The organism is Glaciibacter kafniensis, assembly GCF_039538945.1.
In the GTDB taxonomy this organism is placed as follows: domain Bacteria; phylum Actinomycetota; class Actinomycetes; order Actinomycetales; family Microbacteriaceae; genus Cryobacterium; species Cryobacterium kafniensis.
Genome location: NZ_BAABCN010000014.1, coordinates 1 through 17,596 on the forward strand (window position 1 = coordinate 1; position 17,596 = coordinate 17,596).

14 protein-coding genes are annotated in these 17,596 nt (G+C 66.4%); 2 read left to right on the forward strand and 12 right to left on the reverse strand.

Annotated elements, in window-relative coordinates; all coding sequences use genetic code 11:
- Positions 1 to 752: 752 nt before the first annotated feature.
- The gene (gene tyrS / locus ABD791_RS17505) at positions 753 to 2,054 is read right to left on the reverse strand and encodes a tyrosine--tRNA ligase (RefSeq protein WP_345069069.1); all 1,302 of its coding nucleotides are present in this window, start codon (positions 2,052 to 2,054) and stop codon (positions 753 to 755) included.
- 164 nt (positions 2,055 to 2,218) lie between these two features.
- On the opposite strand from tyrS, the gene ABD791_RS17510 reads away from it, so the two are divergent.
- On the forward strand, positions 2,219 to 2,929 hold the full coding sequence (locus tag ABD791_RS17510) for a DNA-binding protein (RefSeq protein WP_345069071.1): 711 nt from the start codon (positions 2,219 to 2,221) through the stop codon (positions 2,927 to 2,929).
- Positions 2,926 to 3,546, forward strand: a complete 621-nt coding sequence (locus ABD791_RS17515; protein ID WP_345069073.1) for a hypothetical protein — start codon at positions 2,926 to 2,928, stop codon at positions 3,544 to 3,546. Before ABD791_RS17510 ends, ABD791_RS17515 begins: the two co-directional genes overlap by 4 nt.
- A gap of 347 nt (positions 3,547 to 3,893) precedes the next feature.
- On the opposite strand, the gene ABD791_RS17520 is transcribed toward ABD791_RS17515, so the two are convergent.
- The 11 genes from ABD791_RS17520 to pheS form a co-directional block, all read right to left on the reverse strand.
- On the reverse strand, positions 3,894 to 4,487 hold the full coding sequence (locus ABD791_RS17520) for a DNA-3-methyladenine glycosylase (protein WP_345069075.1): 594 nt from the start codon (positions 4,485 to 4,487) through the stop codon (positions 3,894 to 3,896).
- Between the two features lie 13 nt (positions 4,488 to 4,500).
- Entirely contained in the window at positions 4,501 to 5,937 is a 1,437-nt protein-coding gene (gene argH, locus ABD791_RS17525; protein ID WP_345069077.1) for an argininosuccinate lyase, read from the reverse strand.
- An 8-nt stretch (positions 5,938 to 5,945) separates the two neighbouring features.
- Positions 5,946 to 7,145: an argininosuccinate synthase gene (locus tag ABD791_RS17530; RefSeq protein WP_345069080.1), complete on the reverse strand. Its 1,200-nt coding sequence runs from the start codon at positions 7,143 to 7,145 to the stop codon at positions 5,946 to 5,948.
- 92 nt (positions 7,146 to 7,237) lie between these two features.
- Positions 7,238 to 7,612 carry a hypothetical protein gene (locus ABD791_RS17535; protein ID WP_345069082.1) on the reverse strand — a complete coding sequence of 125 codons (375 nt, stop codon included), beginning with the start codon at positions 7,610 to 7,612 and terminating at the stop codon, positions 7,238 to 7,240.
- Positions 7,613 to 7,614: 2 nt separating this feature from the next.
- Positions 7,615 to 8,544 carry an ornithine carbamoyltransferase gene (argF, locus tag ABD791_RS17540; protein ID WP_345069084.1) on the reverse strand — a complete coding sequence of 310 codons (930 nt, stop codon included), beginning with the start codon at positions 8,542 to 8,544 and terminating at the stop codon, positions 7,615 to 7,617.
- Between the two features lie 57 nt (positions 8,545 to 8,601).
- Positions 8,602 to 9,861 (reverse strand): acetylornithine transaminase, encoded by a 1,260-nt coding sequence (locus tag ABD791_RS17545; RefSeq protein WP_345069086.1) that lies wholly within the window; start codon positions 9,859 to 9,861, stop codon positions 8,602 to 8,604.
- Positions 9,858 to 10,781, reverse strand: a complete 924-nt coding sequence (argB, locus tag ABD791_RS17550) for an acetylglutamate kinase (RefSeq protein ID WP_345069089.1) — start codon at positions 10,779 to 10,781, stop codon at positions 9,858 to 9,860. Before argB ends, ABD791_RS17545 begins: the two co-directional genes overlap by 4 nt.
- A 56-nt stretch (positions 10,782 to 10,837) precedes the next feature.
- The gene (gene argJ, locus ABD791_RS17555; protein WP_345069090.1) at positions 10,838 to 12,019 is read right to left on the reverse strand and encodes a bifunctional glutamate N-acetyltransferase/amino-acid acetyltransferase ArgJ; all 1,182 of its coding nucleotides are present in this window, start codon (positions 12,017 to 12,019) and stop codon (positions 10,838 to 10,840) included.
- Positions 12,016 to 13,086, reverse strand: a complete 1,071-nt coding sequence (argC, locus tag ABD791_RS17560; protein ID WP_345069092.1) for an N-acetyl-gamma-glutamyl-phosphate reductase — start codon at positions 13,084 to 13,086, stop codon at positions 12,016 to 12,018. Before argC ends, argJ begins: the two co-directional genes overlap by 4 nt.
- 914 nt (positions 13,087 to 14,000) lie before the next feature.
- Positions 14,001 to 16,538, reverse strand: a complete 2,538-nt coding sequence (gene pheT, locus ABD791_RS17565) for a phenylalanine--tRNA ligase subunit beta (protein WP_345069094.1) — start codon at positions 16,536 to 16,538, stop codon at positions 14,001 to 14,003.
- Positions 16,538 to 17,581 (reverse strand): phenylalanine--tRNA ligase subunit alpha, encoded by a 1,044-nt coding sequence (gene pheS / locus ABD791_RS17570; RefSeq protein ID WP_345069199.1) that lies wholly within the window; start codon positions 17,579 to 17,581, stop codon positions 16,538 to 16,540. The genes pheT and pheS overlap by 1 nt, the downstream gene beginning before the upstream one ends.
- Between the last annotated feature and the right edge of the window lie 15 nt (positions 17,582 to 17,596).

A 17,596-nucleotide genomic window follows, 5' to 3' on the forward strand; every position in this document is an offset into this window, starting at 1 on the left:
GATCAAACTCTCCGTAAATGTTTGATTGACTAACCAAGCAAGCTCGGCGTCACATCTAGTGTGCCTCACCGCCGGAATGGGCGGGAAAGACACAAGTTTGAAACTGACAGAACAAATCATTACTGACTTGCTTTGTTGTTATAAATGTTTTCCAAAGGAATCTCCTACCGGCAGAACCGGTACGAGGTTTTTGGCATTTGACATTGTGCACGCTGTTGAGTTCTCAAGGATCGGACGCACCCAACTTCAGGCCGACAAACGGCTTTCGCTCTGGGGCAACTCGATTGAAACACTGTCGTTCATCCACTCCCGAAGAAGCACACAAACTCATCAAACAAAGAATGAACGAACAAGTCCGTTTGTGTTTTGTTTGGGATTGGCCCCGCTTGAGGCCGCTCAGCTTGCCGCTGACCGAACCTTTGGGGTGACAAGAGATGACTATACGTGGGTTTTCGAGCACCCCGCAAACCGCGAATCATCCCGGGCGTGTCGGCTCCCGCCCGTCACTCGCCCTCCACACGCCCCCAGCCGCCCGTAGGCCGCCGAACCGTGAGAAATGACGCGTGCGAAACGTTTCACACGCATCACTTCTCACGGCTCGACGCACGGATGCGGAGACGGGACCGGGCCTCGACAGGCTCGACCGCCGAGATGGGCTCGACCCACCGACATCCGCTCAACGACGAACGGGCCCCAGCAGAATGCTGAGGCCCGTTCGGACGATGAGGATGAACCTCGAGAGAGCGCGAGAGCTATTCGACGAAGATTCCGGCGAGCGTCTTCTTGCCCCGACGCAGCACAGCCACTCCCCCAGGAAGAACCGATCCCGCCACTGTCTCTGCTTCGTCGGTCACCTTCACGTTGTTCAGGTACACCCCACCTTGGGCGACAGCACGCCGCGCTTCGCCGAGGCTCGACGTGAGCTCGGTGTCGACGAGCAACTGAACAACCAGAGCATTCGGCGCGGTTGTCGTGTTCGGCAGCAAACGCAGTGCCGCCTCCAACGTTGCCGGGTCGAGCTCGGCCAGGTCGCCCTGGCCGAAGAGAGCCTGCGCGGCCTGGATCGCCGCATCCGTCGCCGGCACTCCGTGAACCAGGCTGGTCACCTGGAACGCCAGCGCGCGCTGCGCCTCACGTTTGAACGGCTCCAACGCGACAGCCTGCTCGAGGCGCTCGATCTCGGCACGGTCCAGGAATGTGAACACCTTGAGTCGGCCGATCACGTCGGAATCGTCGGTGTTCAACCAGAACTGGTAGAAGGCGTAAGGGCTCGTGAGCGACGGGTCGAGCCACACGGCATTGCCCTCGCTCTTGCCGAACTTGGTTCCGTCACTATTGGTGATCAGCGGAGTGCCGATGGCGTGCACGCTCGCGCCCTCAGCCTTGCGGATGAGGTCGGTGCCGCTGGTGAGGTTGCCCCACTGGTCGCTGCCCCCGGTCTGCAACACGCAGTTGTAGGTGCGGTAGAGCTCGAGGTAATCGAGGCCCTGCAGCACCTGGTAGCTGAACTCGGTGTAGCTGATGCCTTCGTCGCTGTTCAGGCGCGCGCTGACGGCATCCTTCTTGAGCATGGTGCCGACGCGAAAGTACTTGCCGATTTCGCGCAGAAAGTCGATTGCCGACAGTGGCTCGGTCCAATCGAGGTTGTTCACCAGCGTGACGGCATTGCTGCCTTCGCCGCTGAGGAAGCGCGACACCTGCGACTGCAGGTAGCCCACCCACTCGGCGACGGTGTCGCGCGTGTTCAGGGTGCGCTCCGCGGTCGGTCGCGGGTCGCCCACGAGACCGGTCGAACCGCCGACGAGGCCGAGCGGACGGTGGCCGGCGAGCTGCAGACGGCGCATCAGCAGCAGCTGCACCAGGTTTCCGAGGTGCAGGCTCGGCGCAGTCGGGTCAAATCCGCAGTAATACGTGATCGGCTCACCGGCGAGAAGATCGCGCAGTTCGGTCGCGTCGGTAGAGACGTGAACGAGGCCGCGCCAGGTGATCTCCTCCCAGACGTTGTCGAAGGAGGGATCGTTGGTCTGCTGGGTGAGGATGCTGGGGTCTGACACGCTGCCAGATTACCAGCGCGACGCCCGCCGGTCGCGTTCACTCCCGGTCTCGATTTCGAACTCCAGCTCAACCGTCCTCCTGCTTGCTAAGGATTGAGACTTAATTTGATTTGATTAAGCCTTGCAACTTGATTAGGCTCAGTTCGGGATGGAGGCTTAACGCTATGTATGTCATCACTGCCGATCAGAGAGACAGCCGCACCGACCGTGACCGCGCCGGCGACCTGATGCGCGCCCTGAACTCCAATTTTCGAGCCGCATTCGTTCTGCCCCCCGATCAAACAGCGGGTGACGAGATCCAGGTCATGATCGAGGATGCCGCGACCACTCTCGACGCGATCCTGCTGGTGCATCGCACCGACCACTGGAGCATCGGCCTCGGCCTCGGTGCGGTGCGCACGCCGCTTCCGGCCTCGACCCGCACGGCCGCCGGCAGTGCATTCATTGCGGCACGGGATGCCGTCACCCGCGCAAAACGCACCGACACCCGGTTCGCTCTGGCCGCGATCAGCCCTGAGGCCGAACCGAGCGGCCTTGAAGCGCGAACCCGTGAGCCACACGACGGTGTGACACATGACCGTGAGGCTGCCGACCTCGAGGCATCCGCTCTTGACGCAGCGGACCTCGAGTCGCTGATCGGGATGCTGCTGCTTCTGCGGCAGCGTCGCTCCCCCGAGGGGTGGCAAGCCATCGACCTTGTGCAGACGGGGCTCAGCCAAGCCGACGCCGCATCGCGCCTCGGAATTTCGACCGCTGCAATCAGCCAGCGTCTCAAGACCGCGTCCTGGCGGGCCGAGCAGGCCGCGGGCCCCGCACTCGTTAAGCTCTTAACCGACCTGCACCGCCGAACAACCGAGACGGACCCAGCCGCATGAACTTCTACCCCGCCATCGACCTCTTCGGCTACTTCTATTGGTTGTTGCTGATTCTCGTCACCGTCGCCTCGTTGGTCGCTGCGGCGTTTGCGTTCAAGTTCGCAAGACCTCTCTACGCCATCGTGTCGGGCGGAACACTTGCTGCAGCGTTGCTTCTGGCGGCACTCCCGAACCCCGATGGCCAGAGCTCATTCGGCACCCTGCTCGGAATCATCGCCCTCGCCCTCTCGGTTATCGGCGGCGGTCCGATCGCCGCGTACGCACTCCGGCTCGCGACGCGCGATTCAGTCGCCCCCGGCGCCTACGGCGGAATTCTGGTTGAAGACTCGCCCGGCGCCAACACTGCCGTGCAGGCCGACGGCACGAACGAGGGCGGAGCCGTTCACGAGGTCTTGCGCGGCGGCCTGGCCATCGGCATCCTCGAACGCCTTGCGGTGACCGGCGCGATTCTCGCGGGGTTTCCGGAAGCGATCGCCGTCGTGGTCGCGATCAAGGGTGTTGGTCGGTTCACCGAGCTGGCGGCATCCGAGGCGCGCGAGCGATTCATCATCGGCACCCTCGCCAGCTTGACCTGGGCGTGCGCCTGCGCCGCGCTGGTGCGGCTCGCGATCGCGTAATCCACCGGCCTCGTTGGTCGAGGAACGAGCGAGCGCAGCGAGCCCGTGTCTATTAGGCATATGGACCATTTCGTTGATCGAGGAGCGCGCGAGCTTGCGAGCACGCGTCTCGAGATCTCGCGAGCCAATCCTTGAACTCGAGTTGCGTTCAAACAGTGGCTCGCGAGGTCTCGACCCGATCGCGGGCGGCCTCCTCGACCACCGAAATGGTCAGATTCGTTCACCACCATGCCGCGCAGCGGCCCGGAAGCTCGAGACCCCGTTAGCCGATCTTCAGACGCGACCAGCGTTCAGAGATCGGCTCGCCTGATCTCGAGACGCGGCCTCCTGCGTCGGCTGCTCCTCGATCAACGAGAGTGCGGATGCCGCTTATACGGCGAGACCGACGCCTCCCCCGGCATCCAGAACCGCCAGGGAAACAGCTCCCCGCCGCCGTCACCGCCGACCCCCGTGCGCGGGCCGGTCAGATATGGCAGCGGATGCCCCGGCAGCGTCAGCCCGAACGGCGCGGCGAACAGATCGGCCCCGTCATCATCGAGCCCGATTCCGAGCGCAACGGTCAAGCGTGCCGGACCACGGGCCAGATCCCGGTCGGAACGCGCCGTCGTTCGCCGCGCCCGCGCCAGTTCGAGACCCTCGATCACCTCGCCCGCGCGCAGCAGCAGGCCTGACGCCTGTCCCGCCGGTGAGCAGACGACATTCGCGCAGACGTGCATGCCGTAGGTGAAGTAGGCGTAGAGATGGCCCGATGGGCCGTACATGCTCGCGTTGCGAGCGGTCTGGCCCCGAAAAGCATGGGAACCGGGATCGACTCCCCCGCCCAGATACGCCTCGACCTCGGTCAGACGCACTGCGACTCCCGCATGGCGAAGCACTGCCCCGAGCAGAAACGGAGCGACCTCGACCGCAGGCTGATCAAACAGCGTGCGGTCGAGGCCCATGAGCGGTGAAGTTCTATTCGGTGAGAGCAGCCGCCAGTGTGCGCACGCGTTCCACCAGGTGGGCGCGCTGCTCGGCAACACGAACGGGAGCGGTGCCGCCCTGTCCGTCGCGGCTTTCCACCGATCCACGAATGGTCAACACCTCACGCACCTCGGGAACGAGGTGCACCGAGATCGACTGCAGGTCTGCATCGTCGACCTCGTGCAGCTCGAGCGCGTGGTCTTCGGCGAACTTGACCAGCGAACCGGTGATCTCGTGAGCGTCGCGGAACGTGACGTGACGTTTGACCAGCCATTCGGCGACATCCGTGGCCAGCGAGAAGCCCTGCGGAGCGAGCTCGGCCATGCGATCGGTGTGAAAACGCAGGGTCGCAACCATGCCGGTGAAGGCAGGCAGCAACACTTCGAGCGTCTCGATCGAGTCGAAGACCGGCTCTTTGTCTTCTTGCAGGTCGCGGTTGTACGCAAGCGGCAGGCCTTTGAGCGTGGTCAGCAGACCCGTCAGGTTGCCGATCAAGCGCCCCGACTTGCCGCGCGCGAGCTCGGCGATGTCGGGGTTCTTCTTCTGCGGCATGATCGACGAACCGGTCGAGTAGGCGTCGTCGAGCGTGACGAAGCCGAACTCTTTGGTGTTCCAGAGAATGATCTCTTCGGCCAGGCGCGACAGATCGATACCGATCTGAGCGGTGATGTAGGCGAACTCGGCGACCAGGTCGCGGCTCGCGGTTCCGTCGATCGAGTTCTCGACGACGGCACCGAAGCCGAGGTCGGTCGCGACCAGGCGCGCATCCAGCCCGAGGGTGTTGCCGGCGAGGGCACCGGAACCGTAGGGCGAGAAGTCGGCGCGGCGACTCCAATCGGCGAAGCGCTCGAGGTCACGAACGATCGGCCAGCAGTGCGCGAGCAGGTGGTGTGCGAGCAGCACCGGCTGAGCGTGCTGCAGGTGGGTGCGGCCGGGCATGATTGCGTCGGCGTGCGCTTCGGCCTGCGAGGCCAGTGCGTCGATGAGCTCGATCAGCAGGGTCGCGAGCTTGGCGGCGTGGTCGCGCAGCAGCATCCGGATGAGCGTGGCGATCTGGTCGTTGCGGCTCCGGCCGGCGCGCAGCTTGCCGCCGAGCTCGACTCCGGTCAGATCGATCAGGCCGCGCTCCAGGGCGGAGTGCACGTCTTCGTCGGTCGGTGCGGGCTGGAAACGGCCGTCGATGACGGCCTCTTCCAACGTGTTGAGGGCGCTGACCATGTCGGCCAGCTCCTCATCGTTCAGGTAGCCGGCCGCAGCCAGTGCCCGAGCGTGCGCACGCGAACCACGAATGTCGTACTCGGCCAGCTGCCAGTCGAAATGCGTCGACTTGCTCAGCCGCGCCAGTTCGGGCGAAGGCCCGCCGGCGAAGCGGCCACCCCAGAGGGCGCCCGCCTCACCGGCACGGTTTGCGACGTCGTCGCCAGACATACGGATGCCTACTTGCCGGCGAGGTCGCGGCGTGCGGAGATCTTGCTCGGCAGCGACCAGAGGTCGATGAAGCCCTTGGCCAGCGACTGGTCGAAGGTGTCACCGGTGTCGTAGGTGGCGAGGCTGAAGTCGTAGAGGCTCTGCTCCGACTTGCGGCCGGTCACCACGGCGGTGCCGCCCTGCAACTTGAGGCGGATGTCGCCGGACACATACTTCTGGGTGTGGTCGATGAACGCGTCGAGCGAGCGCTTGAGACCCGAGAACCAGAGGCCGTCGTAGACGAGCTCAGACCATTTGGCTTCGATCGAACGCTTGTAGCGGTTCTGGTCGCGCTCGAGCGTGACGTTTTCGAGTTCTTCGTGTGCGGCAATCAGGGCGATGCCGGCGGGAGCTTCGTAGACCTCACGGCTCTTGATGCCGATGAGGCGGTCTTCGACCATGTCGATGCGGCCAACGCCGTGCTTGCCGGCGAGGGCGTTCATCGCGACAACCATTTCGAGCGGGGTGTGCGGCACACCGTCGATGGCGACCGGAACACCCTGGTCGAACGTGATGACGACCTCGTCGGCCTCACGGTAGACGCTGGGATCCTGGGTGTACTCGTAGAGGTCTTCGATCGGCGCGTTCCACGGGTCTTCCAGGAAGCCGGTCTCGACCGCGCGGCCCCAGACGTTCTTGTCGATGGAGTACGGGTTCTTCTTCGACTGCAGGATCGGCAGGTTGTGCTGCTCGGCGTAGATGATCGCCTTGTCGCGGGTCAACGCGAGGTCACGCACGGGGGCGATGCTGGTCAGGTCGGGCGCGAGAGCGGCAACGGCCGCCTCGAAACGCACCTGATCGTTGCCCTTGCCGGTGCAACCGTGCGCGACAGAATCAGCGCCGAGCTCCTTGGCGGTGGAGGCGAGGTACTTGGCGATCAGCGGGCGGCTGAGCGCCGAAACCAGCGGGTAGCGCTTCTGGTACAGCGCGTTGGCCTTGAGCGCCGGAACGATGTAGTCGTCGGCGAATTCGTCTTTGGCATCGACGACGATCGATTCGACAGCGCCACAGTCGAGAGCACGCTGACGGATGTCATCCATGTTCTCGCCGCCCTGTCCCACGTCAACGGCGAGGGCGACGACCTCTTTGCCGGTTGCGTCTTTCAGCCAGCCGATGCCGACCGAGGTGTCGAGTCCGCCCGAATAGGCGAGGACGATGCGTTCAGCCATGGTTCTCCTTCAGAAATTGATCACTTCGAGTTTACGCAGGTTACGGCTGGTGCCGTGCCCGGGATATCGGCGGATGCCGGTGCGTGCGAGGGCTATTCGTTTTCGTCGTCGATGTCGGCGATGAGGTCGAACACGTCGGCTTCGAATTCGCCGGCGACACTCACCAGACGGGCACGGAGCGCCGGGAGGTCGAGCGCGTTGTCGGTTGCGGTCGCCGGGGCATCGCCCAGGGTTTCCGCGAGTCGGCGGCGCAGAATCTCAACGGTCTCGAGATCGCCGTCGCTGATGACGCCACGGCGCAGTTCGGCATCGACGCTGCCGACGAGCGACAAGGCGGCCGTGAGTTCAGTTTCAGCCGCGACAAACAAACTCAGATCGTCGGCATCCGAGTCATGCAGGTGTCGATCGAGCTGGTCGAGGTGACCGACTGCGGCAACGAGCAGCTCGCGGGCTTCGGCGTGCTGCACGATCAGGCCGCGTTCTGGGCGAGCAGCCAGACGAGCAAAGCCTTCTGGGCGTGCAGACGGTTCTCTGCCTCATCCCAAATGATGCTCTGCGCGCCGTCGATGACATCCGCGGTGACCTCGTAGCCGCGGTCGGCCGGGAGGCAGTGCATGAAGTGCGCGTCGGCTTTCGCCAGCGACATCAGCGTGGCATCGACCCGGTACTCGCCGAGGTCAGCCAGGCGCTCAGCCTTCTCTTCTTCTTTGCCCATCGACACCCAGGTGTCGGTGATCACGATGTCGACACCGGCGACGGCCGCGGCCGGGTCGGTGAACAGGGTGATCGAACCGCCGGTCGTGGCGGCGATCGCCTCGGCATCGGCGACAACCTGGCCGTCGGGCGAGTAGCCGGCCGGCGAGGCGATGCGCACGTGCATGCCGGCGGTCGCGCCGGCGAGCAGGTAGGACTGAGCCATGTTGCAGGCGCCGTCCCCCAAGAAGACGAGGGTCTGGCCGGCCAGGTCGCCGCGGTGTTCACGAATCGTGAGCAGGTCGGCAAGCAGCTGGCAGGGATGGAACTCGTCGGAGAGCGCGTTGACGACGGGAACGGTGGTTCCGTTCGCCATTTCTTCAAGGCCCGCCTGGCCGTATGTGCGCCAGACGATGGCTGCGACCTGACGTTCGAGCACACGGGCCGTGTCTGACGCGGTCTCTTTGCCGCCGAGCTGGCTGTTCGCGGTGCTAATGATCAGCGGGCTGCCGCCGAGATCGGCGATGCCCACCGCGAACGAAACCCGGGTGCGGGTCGATGACTTGTCGAAGATCACGGCGACCGTCTGCGGGCCGGCGAGCGGCTTGACCGCGAATCGGTCTCGCTTCAGTTCCAGTGCAAGGTCGAGGATCTCGGCTTGTTCGGCCGGAGAGAGGTCATCGTCGCGCAGGAAATGGCGGGTCACGGGATCACTTTCGATTGTGTCTGAAGCAGATGATTTCAGACTGGGGATTGGACAACTCTAAAGGCTGGCGAGGGCAGACCGGAATCGTCGCTCAAACTCGACGAGTTCGGCATCGCCGACGATCAGCGGGGGTGCGAGCCGAATCGTCGAGGCGTTGGGGGCATTGACGATGAGCCCAGCGTTCAGCGCGGCAGCCGCGAGTTCGACCGCGACGGGCTGCGACAGCCCGAGGCCGAGCAGCAGACCGCGGCCGCGCACCTCGGTGATGAGCGGTGAGTCCATGCGCGCGATGATGTCGCGCAGCTGCCGGCCGCGCGCCGTTGCGTTTGCGACCAGATCGTCGGTCTCGATCACGGTCAGTACCGCGTTCGCTGCCGCGGTGGCGAGCGGGTTTCCGCCGAAGGTCGAGCCGTGCTGGCCGCGGCTGAACAGGTCGGATGCCGCGCCGAAGGTGACCAGCGCACCGATCGGCACACCGCCGCCCAGCCCCTTGGCCAGAGTGAGGGCATCCGGCTGGACGCCCTCGTGCTGAAAGGCGAACCAGTCGCCGGTGCGAGCGATCCCGGTTTGGATCTCGTCGAGAATCAGCAGCACGCCGTGCTCCGTGCAGAGTTCGCGGGCCCGGGCCAGGTAGCCGTCCGGCAGGTCGAAGACGCCGGCCTCGCCCTGCACCGGCTCGACGACGAGCGCCGCGACGGTGCTGTCGATGGCGGCTTCGAGCGCCGCGATGGTGGGTTCGATGTGGTCGACTCCGGCCGGAACCGGCAGGAACGGTGCGCGCATCGCGGGCTTGCCCGAGAGTGCGAGGCCGCCCATCGTGCGGCCGTGAAAGGAGTCGGTCAGGGTCAGAATGCGGGTGCGGCTGCCGTCTGCGCCGTCTCCGGTGTTGAGGCGCGCGAGTTTGAGCGCCGCTTCGTTGGCTTCCGTGCCCGAGTTGGCGAAGAAGACGCGGCCGGCCCGCCCGGCACCGGTCAGGCGCTGCAGGCGTTCGGCCAGTTCGATCTGCGGCGGCGAGGCGAAGTAGTTCGAGACGTGGGCGAGGGTGCCGATCTGCTCAGTGACCGCGGCGACGAGGGCTGGATGCGCGTGGCCGAGTGCGTTCACGGCGATACCGGCGAGAAAGTCGAGGTATTCAGTGCCCTCGTCGTCCCAGACGTAGCAGCCCTCACCGCGCACGAGCAGGGCGAGCGGCATGCCGAAGACCGGGAGCATCGAGTCGCTGTAGCGCTGCTGCCAGGTGGGTGTCACCGACGCGGGAGTGCCGGCGTCGTTCAGGTTGCCGTTCGCGTTGGTGTCGTTCGTGCCGGCGTTGCTCATGCGGGTACCACCTCTGTACCAATTCCGTCTTGTGTGAAAATTTCGAGCAGGATCGAGTGCGGGATGCGTCCGTCGATGATCGCGGCCTTCTCGACTCCGCCGTCGACGGCATCGAGGCAGGCGGTCATCTTGGGGATCATTCCCGATTCGAGGCTCGGCAGCAGCTCCCGCAGCGCCGTCGTGTCGATGCCGGTGACCAACGAATCCCGGTTGGGCCAATCGCTGTAGAGACCGGCGACGTCGGTGAGAATCACGAGTTTTGCGGCACCGAGGGCCACCGCGAGGGCCGCGGCGGCGGCATCCGCGTTGATATTGAGCGATTGCCCCGGCACATCACCGTCGGGAGCGATCGACGAGACCACGGGGATGCGGCCGGCGTTGAGCTGCGCGTGCACGGCCTCGGGATCGACGCCGATGACATCGCCGACGAGTCCGAGGTCGACCTCTTCGCCGTCGATGACGACTCCGCGGCGGCGACCGCGAAACAGGCCGGCATCCTCACCGGAGAGACCGGCAGCCAACGGGCCGTGCTCGTTGATGTGGCTGACGAGGTCGCGGTTGATCTGACCGGTGAGCACCATGCGCACCACGTCCATGGCTTCGGGCGTGGTGACGCGGTAGCCGCCGCGAAACTCGCTTTCGATGCCGAGCCGCGCGAGCATGGCCGAGATCTGGGGGCCACCGCCGTGCACGACGACCGGGCGGATGCCGGCGTAGCGGAGGTAGACCATGTCCTCGGCAAACGCGCGCTGCAGCTCGTCGCTGACCATCGCGTTGCCGCCGAACTTCACGACTACGATCTGGTCGTGGAAGCGTTTGAGCCACGGCAGCGACTCGATCAGGGTTGCGGCCTTGACGGCGGCTTCGGCGGGGGTGTTCGTTTCGGTTTCAGTCGCGGTTTCAGCTTCGGTTTCAGTCACGGTTTCAGCTTCAACTTCGGCCGCGGCGGAAGCCGGCTTGCTCGTCTCGTCGGCCATCAGCTGGAGTACGCGCTGTTCTCTTCGACGTAGTCGTGGGTGAGGTCGTTGGTCCACAGTGTCGCCGCTGCAGATCCCTCGTGCAGGTCGATGACGACCGAAACCGCGCGGGGCTTGAGGTCGACGAGCTCACGCGGCTGGTCCGGCTCCCCCGCCGTGCACACCTGCACGCCGTTGATCGCGACGTCGATGCCGTACGGGTCGAAGGCGGCATCCGCCGCGTCGACGGTGCCGACAGCGGCGAGCACCCGGCCCCAGTTGGGGTCGTTGCCGTAGATGGCGGCCTTGAACAGGTTGCTGCGCGAGACCGCGCGAGCGACGCGCACTGCCTCGTCTTCGCTGCCGGCGTTCTGCACGGTGATCGCCACGTCGTGGGCTGCCCCCTCGGCGTCTTCCTGCAGCTGCAGGGTGAGGTCGGTGCAAAGCGCGATGAGCGCGTCGGTGAACTCGGTCAGGTCGGCGTCGAGACCGCTGGCGCCCGAAGCGAGCAGGCTCACGGTGTCGTTGGTCGACATGCAACCGTCGGAGTCGAGGCGGTCGAAGGTGACCCTGGTCGCCGCGCGCAGGGCGACGTCGAGCTGCGGGGAGCTGAGAACGGCGTCGGTCGTGATAACGACGAGCATGGTGGCCAGGCCCGGCGCGAGCATGCCGGCGCCCTTGGCCATTCCGCCGATCGACCAGCCGGTCGGCGAACGGTGGCTCGACAGTTTCGGGCGGGTGTCTGTGGTCATGATCGCCTGCGCGGCGGCCAATCCGGCGTCGGCGGATGCGGCGGCATCCGTCGCCAGCACGGCAGCCGCCTCCTGCACACCGGCGGTCAGTTTGCCGAGCGGAAGCTGGTCGCCGATCAGGCCGGTCGAGCAGACGAGCACGTCACCGGCTGACACCTGGAGGGCTTCCGCGACGGCTTCGGCTGTCGCATGCGTGGTCTGAAAGCCGATCTTTCCGGTGTAACAGTTGGCGCCGCCGGAGTTCAGCACGATGGCGCTCACGCGGCCGTCGCGCATGACCTGCTCGCTCCAGAGCACGGGGTTGGCCTTGCAGCGGTTGCTGGTGAAGACCGTCGCCGCGTTCTGCAACGGGCCGAGGTTCTGCACCAGGGCGAGGTCGAGGCCGCCTGATTTCTTGAGGCCGGCAGTGACGCCGGCTGCGATGAATCCGGCGGGGGCGGTCACACTCACGGGGCAACTCCATTCACGCTAAGTCCCGAGGTTTCGGGGAGTCCGAGGGCGATATTCGCCGACTGGATGGCGGCACCGGCGGTGCCTTTGGCCAGATTGTCGACGGCGGTCACCGTGACGACGCGGCCGGCGGCCTCGTCGATGGCGAGACCGATCAAAGCGGTGTTCGCGCCGAGCACGTCGGCGGTGCGCGGAAACTGGCCGGCCGGCAGCAGGTGCACGAACGGCTCGTTCGCGTAGGCGTTCTCCCAGGCGGCGCGCACGTCGGCGGCCGAGGTGCCTGGCACGATGCGAGCCGTGGAGGTGGCGAGGATGCCGCGCGACATCGGCACGATCACCGGGGTGAACGAGATGGTCGGGTCCACGGCGCCGGCCCAACGCAGATTCTGCTGGATCTCGGGGATGTGCCGGTGCACCCCGCCCACCGCATACGGGTTGGCGGAGCCGAGGATCTCGCCGGCCAGGTTCGCAACCTTGAGCGCCTTGCCGGCACCCGAGGGGCCGACCGCGAGCACGGCGACGATGTCGGTCGCCTCGATCACGCCGGCGTGGATGCCGGGAGCAAGGGCGAGCGAGACGGTGCTCGCGTTGCAGCCGGGGGCGGCGATGCGGCGGGCGCCGACGAGGTGGTCGCGCTGTTTGCCGGTCGCCGTGTCGCCCGGTGTGTCGGCCAGCGCCAACGGAAGTTCGGGCACGCCATAGGCCCAGGCACCGTAGTAGTCGCCGCCGTAGAACGCCGCCCAGTCGCTTTCGCTTTCGAGGCGGTGGTCGGCGCCGCAGTCGACGACCAGGGTGTCGGCCGGGAGGTGCGAGGTCAGCTCGCCGGATTTGCCGTGCGGCAGGGCGAGAAAGACCACGTCGTGCCCCGACAGGGTCTCCGGCGTCGTCTCGACGAGGGTCAGATGGGCCAGGGAGCGCAGGTGCGGTTGCACGTCGACGAGTCGCGCGCCGGCGTTGCTGTTCGCGGTGACGGTTCGCACCTCGAAGTCCGGATGTCCGGCGAGCAGCCGCAGCAGCTCACCGCCCGCATAACCGCTTGCGCCCGCTACTGCCACCGAAAAAGCCATACAACAAACCTACCGGCCCGCGCTGTGCCTGGTGTCCGCGGTCGCGGCCCGCGTGCGCATCCGCTTCGTTGGTGCTCCAGACCTCGCCGAGCTTGACCGTTCCGGTCGAGGTACCCCGGTGTGCCAGGGAAACTCGACCGCAAGTGTCAAACTCGGCGGATGCGCGTGGTCGTTAACGCGAGAAACGCCGTTGCCCCGAGATGACCCGCTCAGCGGGTGACTCTCAGCACAAACGGCGACCCTCGGCAGACACTTCTCGCCGAGCTTGACCGTTCCGGTCGAGACTCCCCGGTGTGCCAGGGAAACTCGACCGCAAGTGTCAAACTCGGCGGATGCGCGTGGTCGTTAACGCGAGAAACTCCGTTGCCCCGAGATGACCCGCTCAGCGGGTGACTCTCAGCACAAACGGCGACTCTCGGCAGACACTTCTCGCCGAGCTTGACCGTTCCGGTCGAAGTACCCCGGTGTGCCAGGGAAACTCGACCGCAAGTGTCAAACTCGGCGGATGCGCGTGGTCGTTAATGCGAGAAACGCCGCTGCCCCGAGATGACCCGCTCAGCGGGTGACTCTCAGCACAAACGTCGACTCTCGGCAGACACTTCTCACCGAGCTTGACCGTTCCGGTCGAGACTCCCCGGTGTGCCAGGCGAACTCGACCGCAAGTGTCAAACTCGGCGGATGCGCGTGGTCGTTAACGCGAGAAACGCCGTTGCCCCGAGATGACCCGCTCAGCGGGTGACTCTCAGCACAAACGGCGACTCTCGGCAGACACTTCTCGCCGAGCATGACCGTTCCGGTCGAGATACCCCGGTGCGCCAGGGAAACTCGACCGCAAGTGTCAAACTCGGCGGATGCGGAGACAGCGGATGCTGCGGGTGGCGGATGCGAGTGGCCGCGCTCGACCAGGGACGGAGCTACTCGCGCAAGCTCGCGTTGAACCGCGCCGCCGCGACGGACACGCCGTCGAGCTTGGCCGCGCTGGCCTCAGCCGCGGTCAGCGTGCGATCCGGCGCCCGGAAGCGCAGCGCGAAGGTCAACGACTTGAGCCCGGATGCGACGCCGGCACCCCGGTAGTCGTCGACGAGTTCGATGTGCTCGAGCAATGATCCCGCGCCATCCTGCACGGCAGCGAGAACGTCGCCGGCCGCAACCGACGCGTCGACGACGAGCGACAGATCCTGCGTCGCCGCCGGCATCGTTCCGATCGGGCTGGCCACGATCTGCGGGTCGGCCAGCTCAATGATCAGCGAGAGGTCGAGCTCGGCAACGCCGACGACGCTCGGAAGTTCTGCCGCGCGTGCGACGGCGGGCAGCAGCTCGCCGGCGAACCCGACAACGACCTCTTCGCCATCCGCTGTCACGAACAGTTCGGCGGTGCGACCGGGGTGCATCGCCTGGTGGCTGCCCTGGCGCACACCGATGCGCGCACCGGTGGCGAGGGCGACCTGCTGCACGGCGGCGAGGGCATCTTGCCAGCTGGCGGCGACCGGGGTCTGACCGGGCTGGTGGGTGACCACATTGCCGGTGAGCACGACGGCGACGAAGTGCGGCTGCGGCGGGATGCCGGCGTTCAGCTCTGCCTCGAGGGCATCGCTCGGGCGCACGGCGCCGGGCGGCAGGGTTGCCGCGCCATACGTCACGCCGGGTTCCGGGCGAAAGACCAGGCCCTGCTCGAAGATCGAGAGGTTCACCAGGCCGCGTGAGCGGTTGCGGTGTGCGATCTGCAGCAGGCCAGGCAGGATCGAGGTGCGCAGGAACGGCACCTCCCCGTCGAGCGGGTTGGCGATCTTGATCTGGGCAACTCCGCCGGCGTCGGGCGAACCGAAGAGGTCGTTCTGCTTCTCCGACACGAACGGGTAGGCGAGCACCTCGGTGTGACCGGCGGCAGCCAACGTCGTCGCGACGGCACGGCGCAACACCTGTGCACGGGTCAGGCCGCGGCCGGGCGGCGCGATCGGCAGCACCGACGGGATGCGGTCGTAGCCGACGATGCGGGCCACTTCCTCGGCCAGCGTCCACTTATCGGTCAGGTCGGGGCGCCAGCTCGGCGGTGTGACGGCCAAACCGGTCTCGGTCTCGGCCAGGGATGCGCCGATCTCGGCCAGCGAGGTGCGCACCTCGGCCGCGGTGTACTCCAGTCCGATCAGGCCGGAGATGAAGCCCTTCGGCAAGTCGATGGCGACCGCGTCCGGCGTCGCGTCGTGCAGCGAGCCGAGGTCATCGGCCACTCCCCCGGCGAGCTCGACGAGCAGCTGAACGACGCGCGCGGCAGCGACAACGGCGACAGCCGGGTCGACGCCACGCTCGAAACGCTTGGATGCCTCGCTCGGCAGCTTGTGCCGGCGCGCGGCACGTGCGATCGACACCGGGTCGAAGTTCGCCGATTCGATCAGCACGTTGCGGGTGGTTGCGCCGACCTCGGTCGAGGCTCCGCCCATGACGCCGGCGAGGGCGATCGGGCCGGAGTCGTCGGCGATCAGCAGGTCTTCTGGGCTGAGCGTGCGGCTGACGCCGTCGAGCGTCTCCAGCTTCTCGCCGGGCTGGGCGCGGCGCACGAGCATGCCGCCGGCCAGCTTGTCGAAGTCGTAGCCGCCGATCGGCTGGCCGAGTTCGAGCATGACGTAGTTGGTGACGTCGACGACGAGCGACACCGAGCGCATGCCGGCCAGCTTGAGGCGGGCGATCATCCAGGCCGGGGTCGGCGTGCTCGGGTCGACGCCGCGCACGACGCGCGTGACGAACACGCTCGCACCGACGCGGCCGCGAATCGGAGCCTGGTCGTCGATGGTGACCGGGAACTCCGAGGCGACAGTGACCGGCGGAACCGACAGGGCCGGGTCGCGGAAGTCCGCACCCGTCGCATGCGAGTACTCACGGGCAATGCCACGAATCGAGAAGGCGTAGCCACGATCGGGGGTGACGTTGACCTCGACGGCCGCGTCGTCCAGACCCAGCAGAGTCAACGCATCCGCACCGACCTCTGCATCAAGTCCGAGCTCGACCAGGCGCAGGATGCCGTCGTGCTCGTCGCCGAGACCGAGCTCACGAGCCGAGGCGATCATGCCGTCTGACACGTGACCGTAGGTCTTGCGGGCGGCGATCGGGAACGGTCCGGGCAGCACGGAGCCTGGCAGGGTCACGACGACCTTGTCTCCGACGAAGAAGTTGTGGGCACCGCAGACGATGCCGTGGATGGCCGGACCGCCGTCGGCGGCGAGCTCGACACCCGTGGGCGCGACGCGCACCTGACACCAGCGGATGGTCTTGCCGTTGGACTGCGGCTCCTCGTCGAAGGAGAGCACCTCGCCGACGACGACCGGACCGGTCACCTCGAAACGGTGGATCTCTACTTCCTCAAGACCCACGCTGACCAGGGCGGCGTGCACGTCTTCCGGTGTGGTTCCGGCTTCCAGGTCGACGTACTCGCCGAGCCAGCTCAGTGGGACGCGCATCAGACGTTCATCCCGTACTGCTGGCTGAACCGAACATCGCCCTCGACCATGTCGTGCATATCCTTTACATCGTTTCTGAACATCAGTGCCCGTTCGACGCCGACGCCGAATGCGAATCCGGAGTAGACCTCCGGGTCGATTCCGGCCGAGCGCAGCACATTGGCGTTGACCATGCCGCAGCCGCCCCACTCGATCCAGCGGGCGCCGCCCGAGAAGGTCGGGTGCCAGAGGTCGAGCTCGGCGCTCGGCTCGGTGAACGGAAAGTAGTTGGGGCGCAGGCGCACCTTGGCCTCGTCGCCGAACATGGCCTTGACGAAGTGGTCAAGCGTGCCGCGCAGGTGAGCCATGGTCAGGCCCTTGTCGATGGCGATGCCCTCGATCTGGGTGAAGACCGGGGTGTGCGTGGCGTCGAGCTCGTCGGTGCGGTAGACCCGGCCGGGCGCGACGACGTAGACCGGCAGTTCGCGGCTGAGCAGGGCGCGCAGCTGTACCGGTGAGGTGTGGGTGCGCAGCACGAGGTGCGCGTTGGTCGGCTCGATGAAGAAGGTGTCCTGCATCGCGCGGGCCGGGTGGTCCTCGTCGAAGTTGAGCGCGTCGAAGTTGAACCATTCGCTCTCGAGCTCCGGGCCCTCTGCAACTTCCCAGCCCATGCCGACGAAGACGTCGGCGATGCGCTCCTGCAACAGGGGCAGCGGATGCCGCGCACCGGCCGTCCAGGTGGAGGCGGCGGCCGTGACGTCAACGGCTTCGGCCGCGAGCTGAGCCGTCGCTTCGGCCTCGACGATCTCGGCTTCCTTGGCGGCGAGTGCCTGGTTGACCCGCCCGCGGGCGCCGCCGACGAGCTTGCCGGCTGCGGCCTTCTGGTCGCCGGGAACGCTGCGCATCAGCGCGTTGAACTGTGCGAGCGGGGAAAACTCGCCGGTGTGCTCGGTGCGCACGGTCTTGAGGGCAGCGGAATCGGTGGCTGCGGAAATGGCGGCGAGGGCGGCATCGACAGCCGCGCTCACGCCTGATTCAGTGATTTCAGCGGGGTCGCTGTTCATAGGCTCTGACACGAG

What these genes read in the sequence shown, in the direction of transcription:
- ABD791_RS17510 (WP_345069071.1), top strand. Translation starts at nt 2,219, where the DNA reads ATGTATGTCATCACTGCCGATCAGAGAGACAGCCGCACCGACCGTGAC.
- ABD791_RS17515 (WP_345069073.1), top strand. Translation starts at nt 2,926, where the DNA reads ATGAACTTCTACCCCGCCATCGACCTCTTCGGCTACTTCTATTGGTTG.
- ABD791_RS17520 (WP_345069075.1), bottom strand. Translation starts at nt 4,487, where the DNA reads ATGGGCCTCGACCGCACGCTGTTTGATCAGCCTGCGGTCGAGGTCGCT.
- argH (WP_345069077.1), bottom strand. Translation starts at nt 5,937, where the DNA reads ATGTCTGGCGACGACGTCGCAAACCGTGCCGGTGAGGCGGGCGCCCTC.
- ABD791_RS17530 (WP_345069080.1), bottom strand. Translation starts at nt 7,145, where the DNA reads ATGGCTGAACGCATCGTCCTCGCCTATTCGGGCGGACTCGACACCTCG.
- ABD791_RS17545 (WP_345069086.1), bottom strand. Translation starts at nt 9,861, where the DNA reads ATGAGCAACGCCGGCACGAACGACACCAACGCGAACGGCAACCTGAAC.
- argC (WP_345069092.1), bottom strand. Translation starts at nt 13,086, where the DNA reads ATGGCTTTTTCGGTGGCAGTAGCGGGCGCAAGCGGTTATGCGGGCGGT.
- pheT (WP_345069094.1), bottom strand. Translation starts at nt 16,538, where the DNA reads ATGCGCGTCCCACTGAGCTGGCTCGGCGAGTACGTCGACCTGGAAGCC.
- pheS (WP_345069199.1), bottom strand. Translation starts at nt 17,581, where the DNA reads ATGAACAGCGACCCCGCTGAAATCACTGAATCAGGCGTGAGCGCGGCT.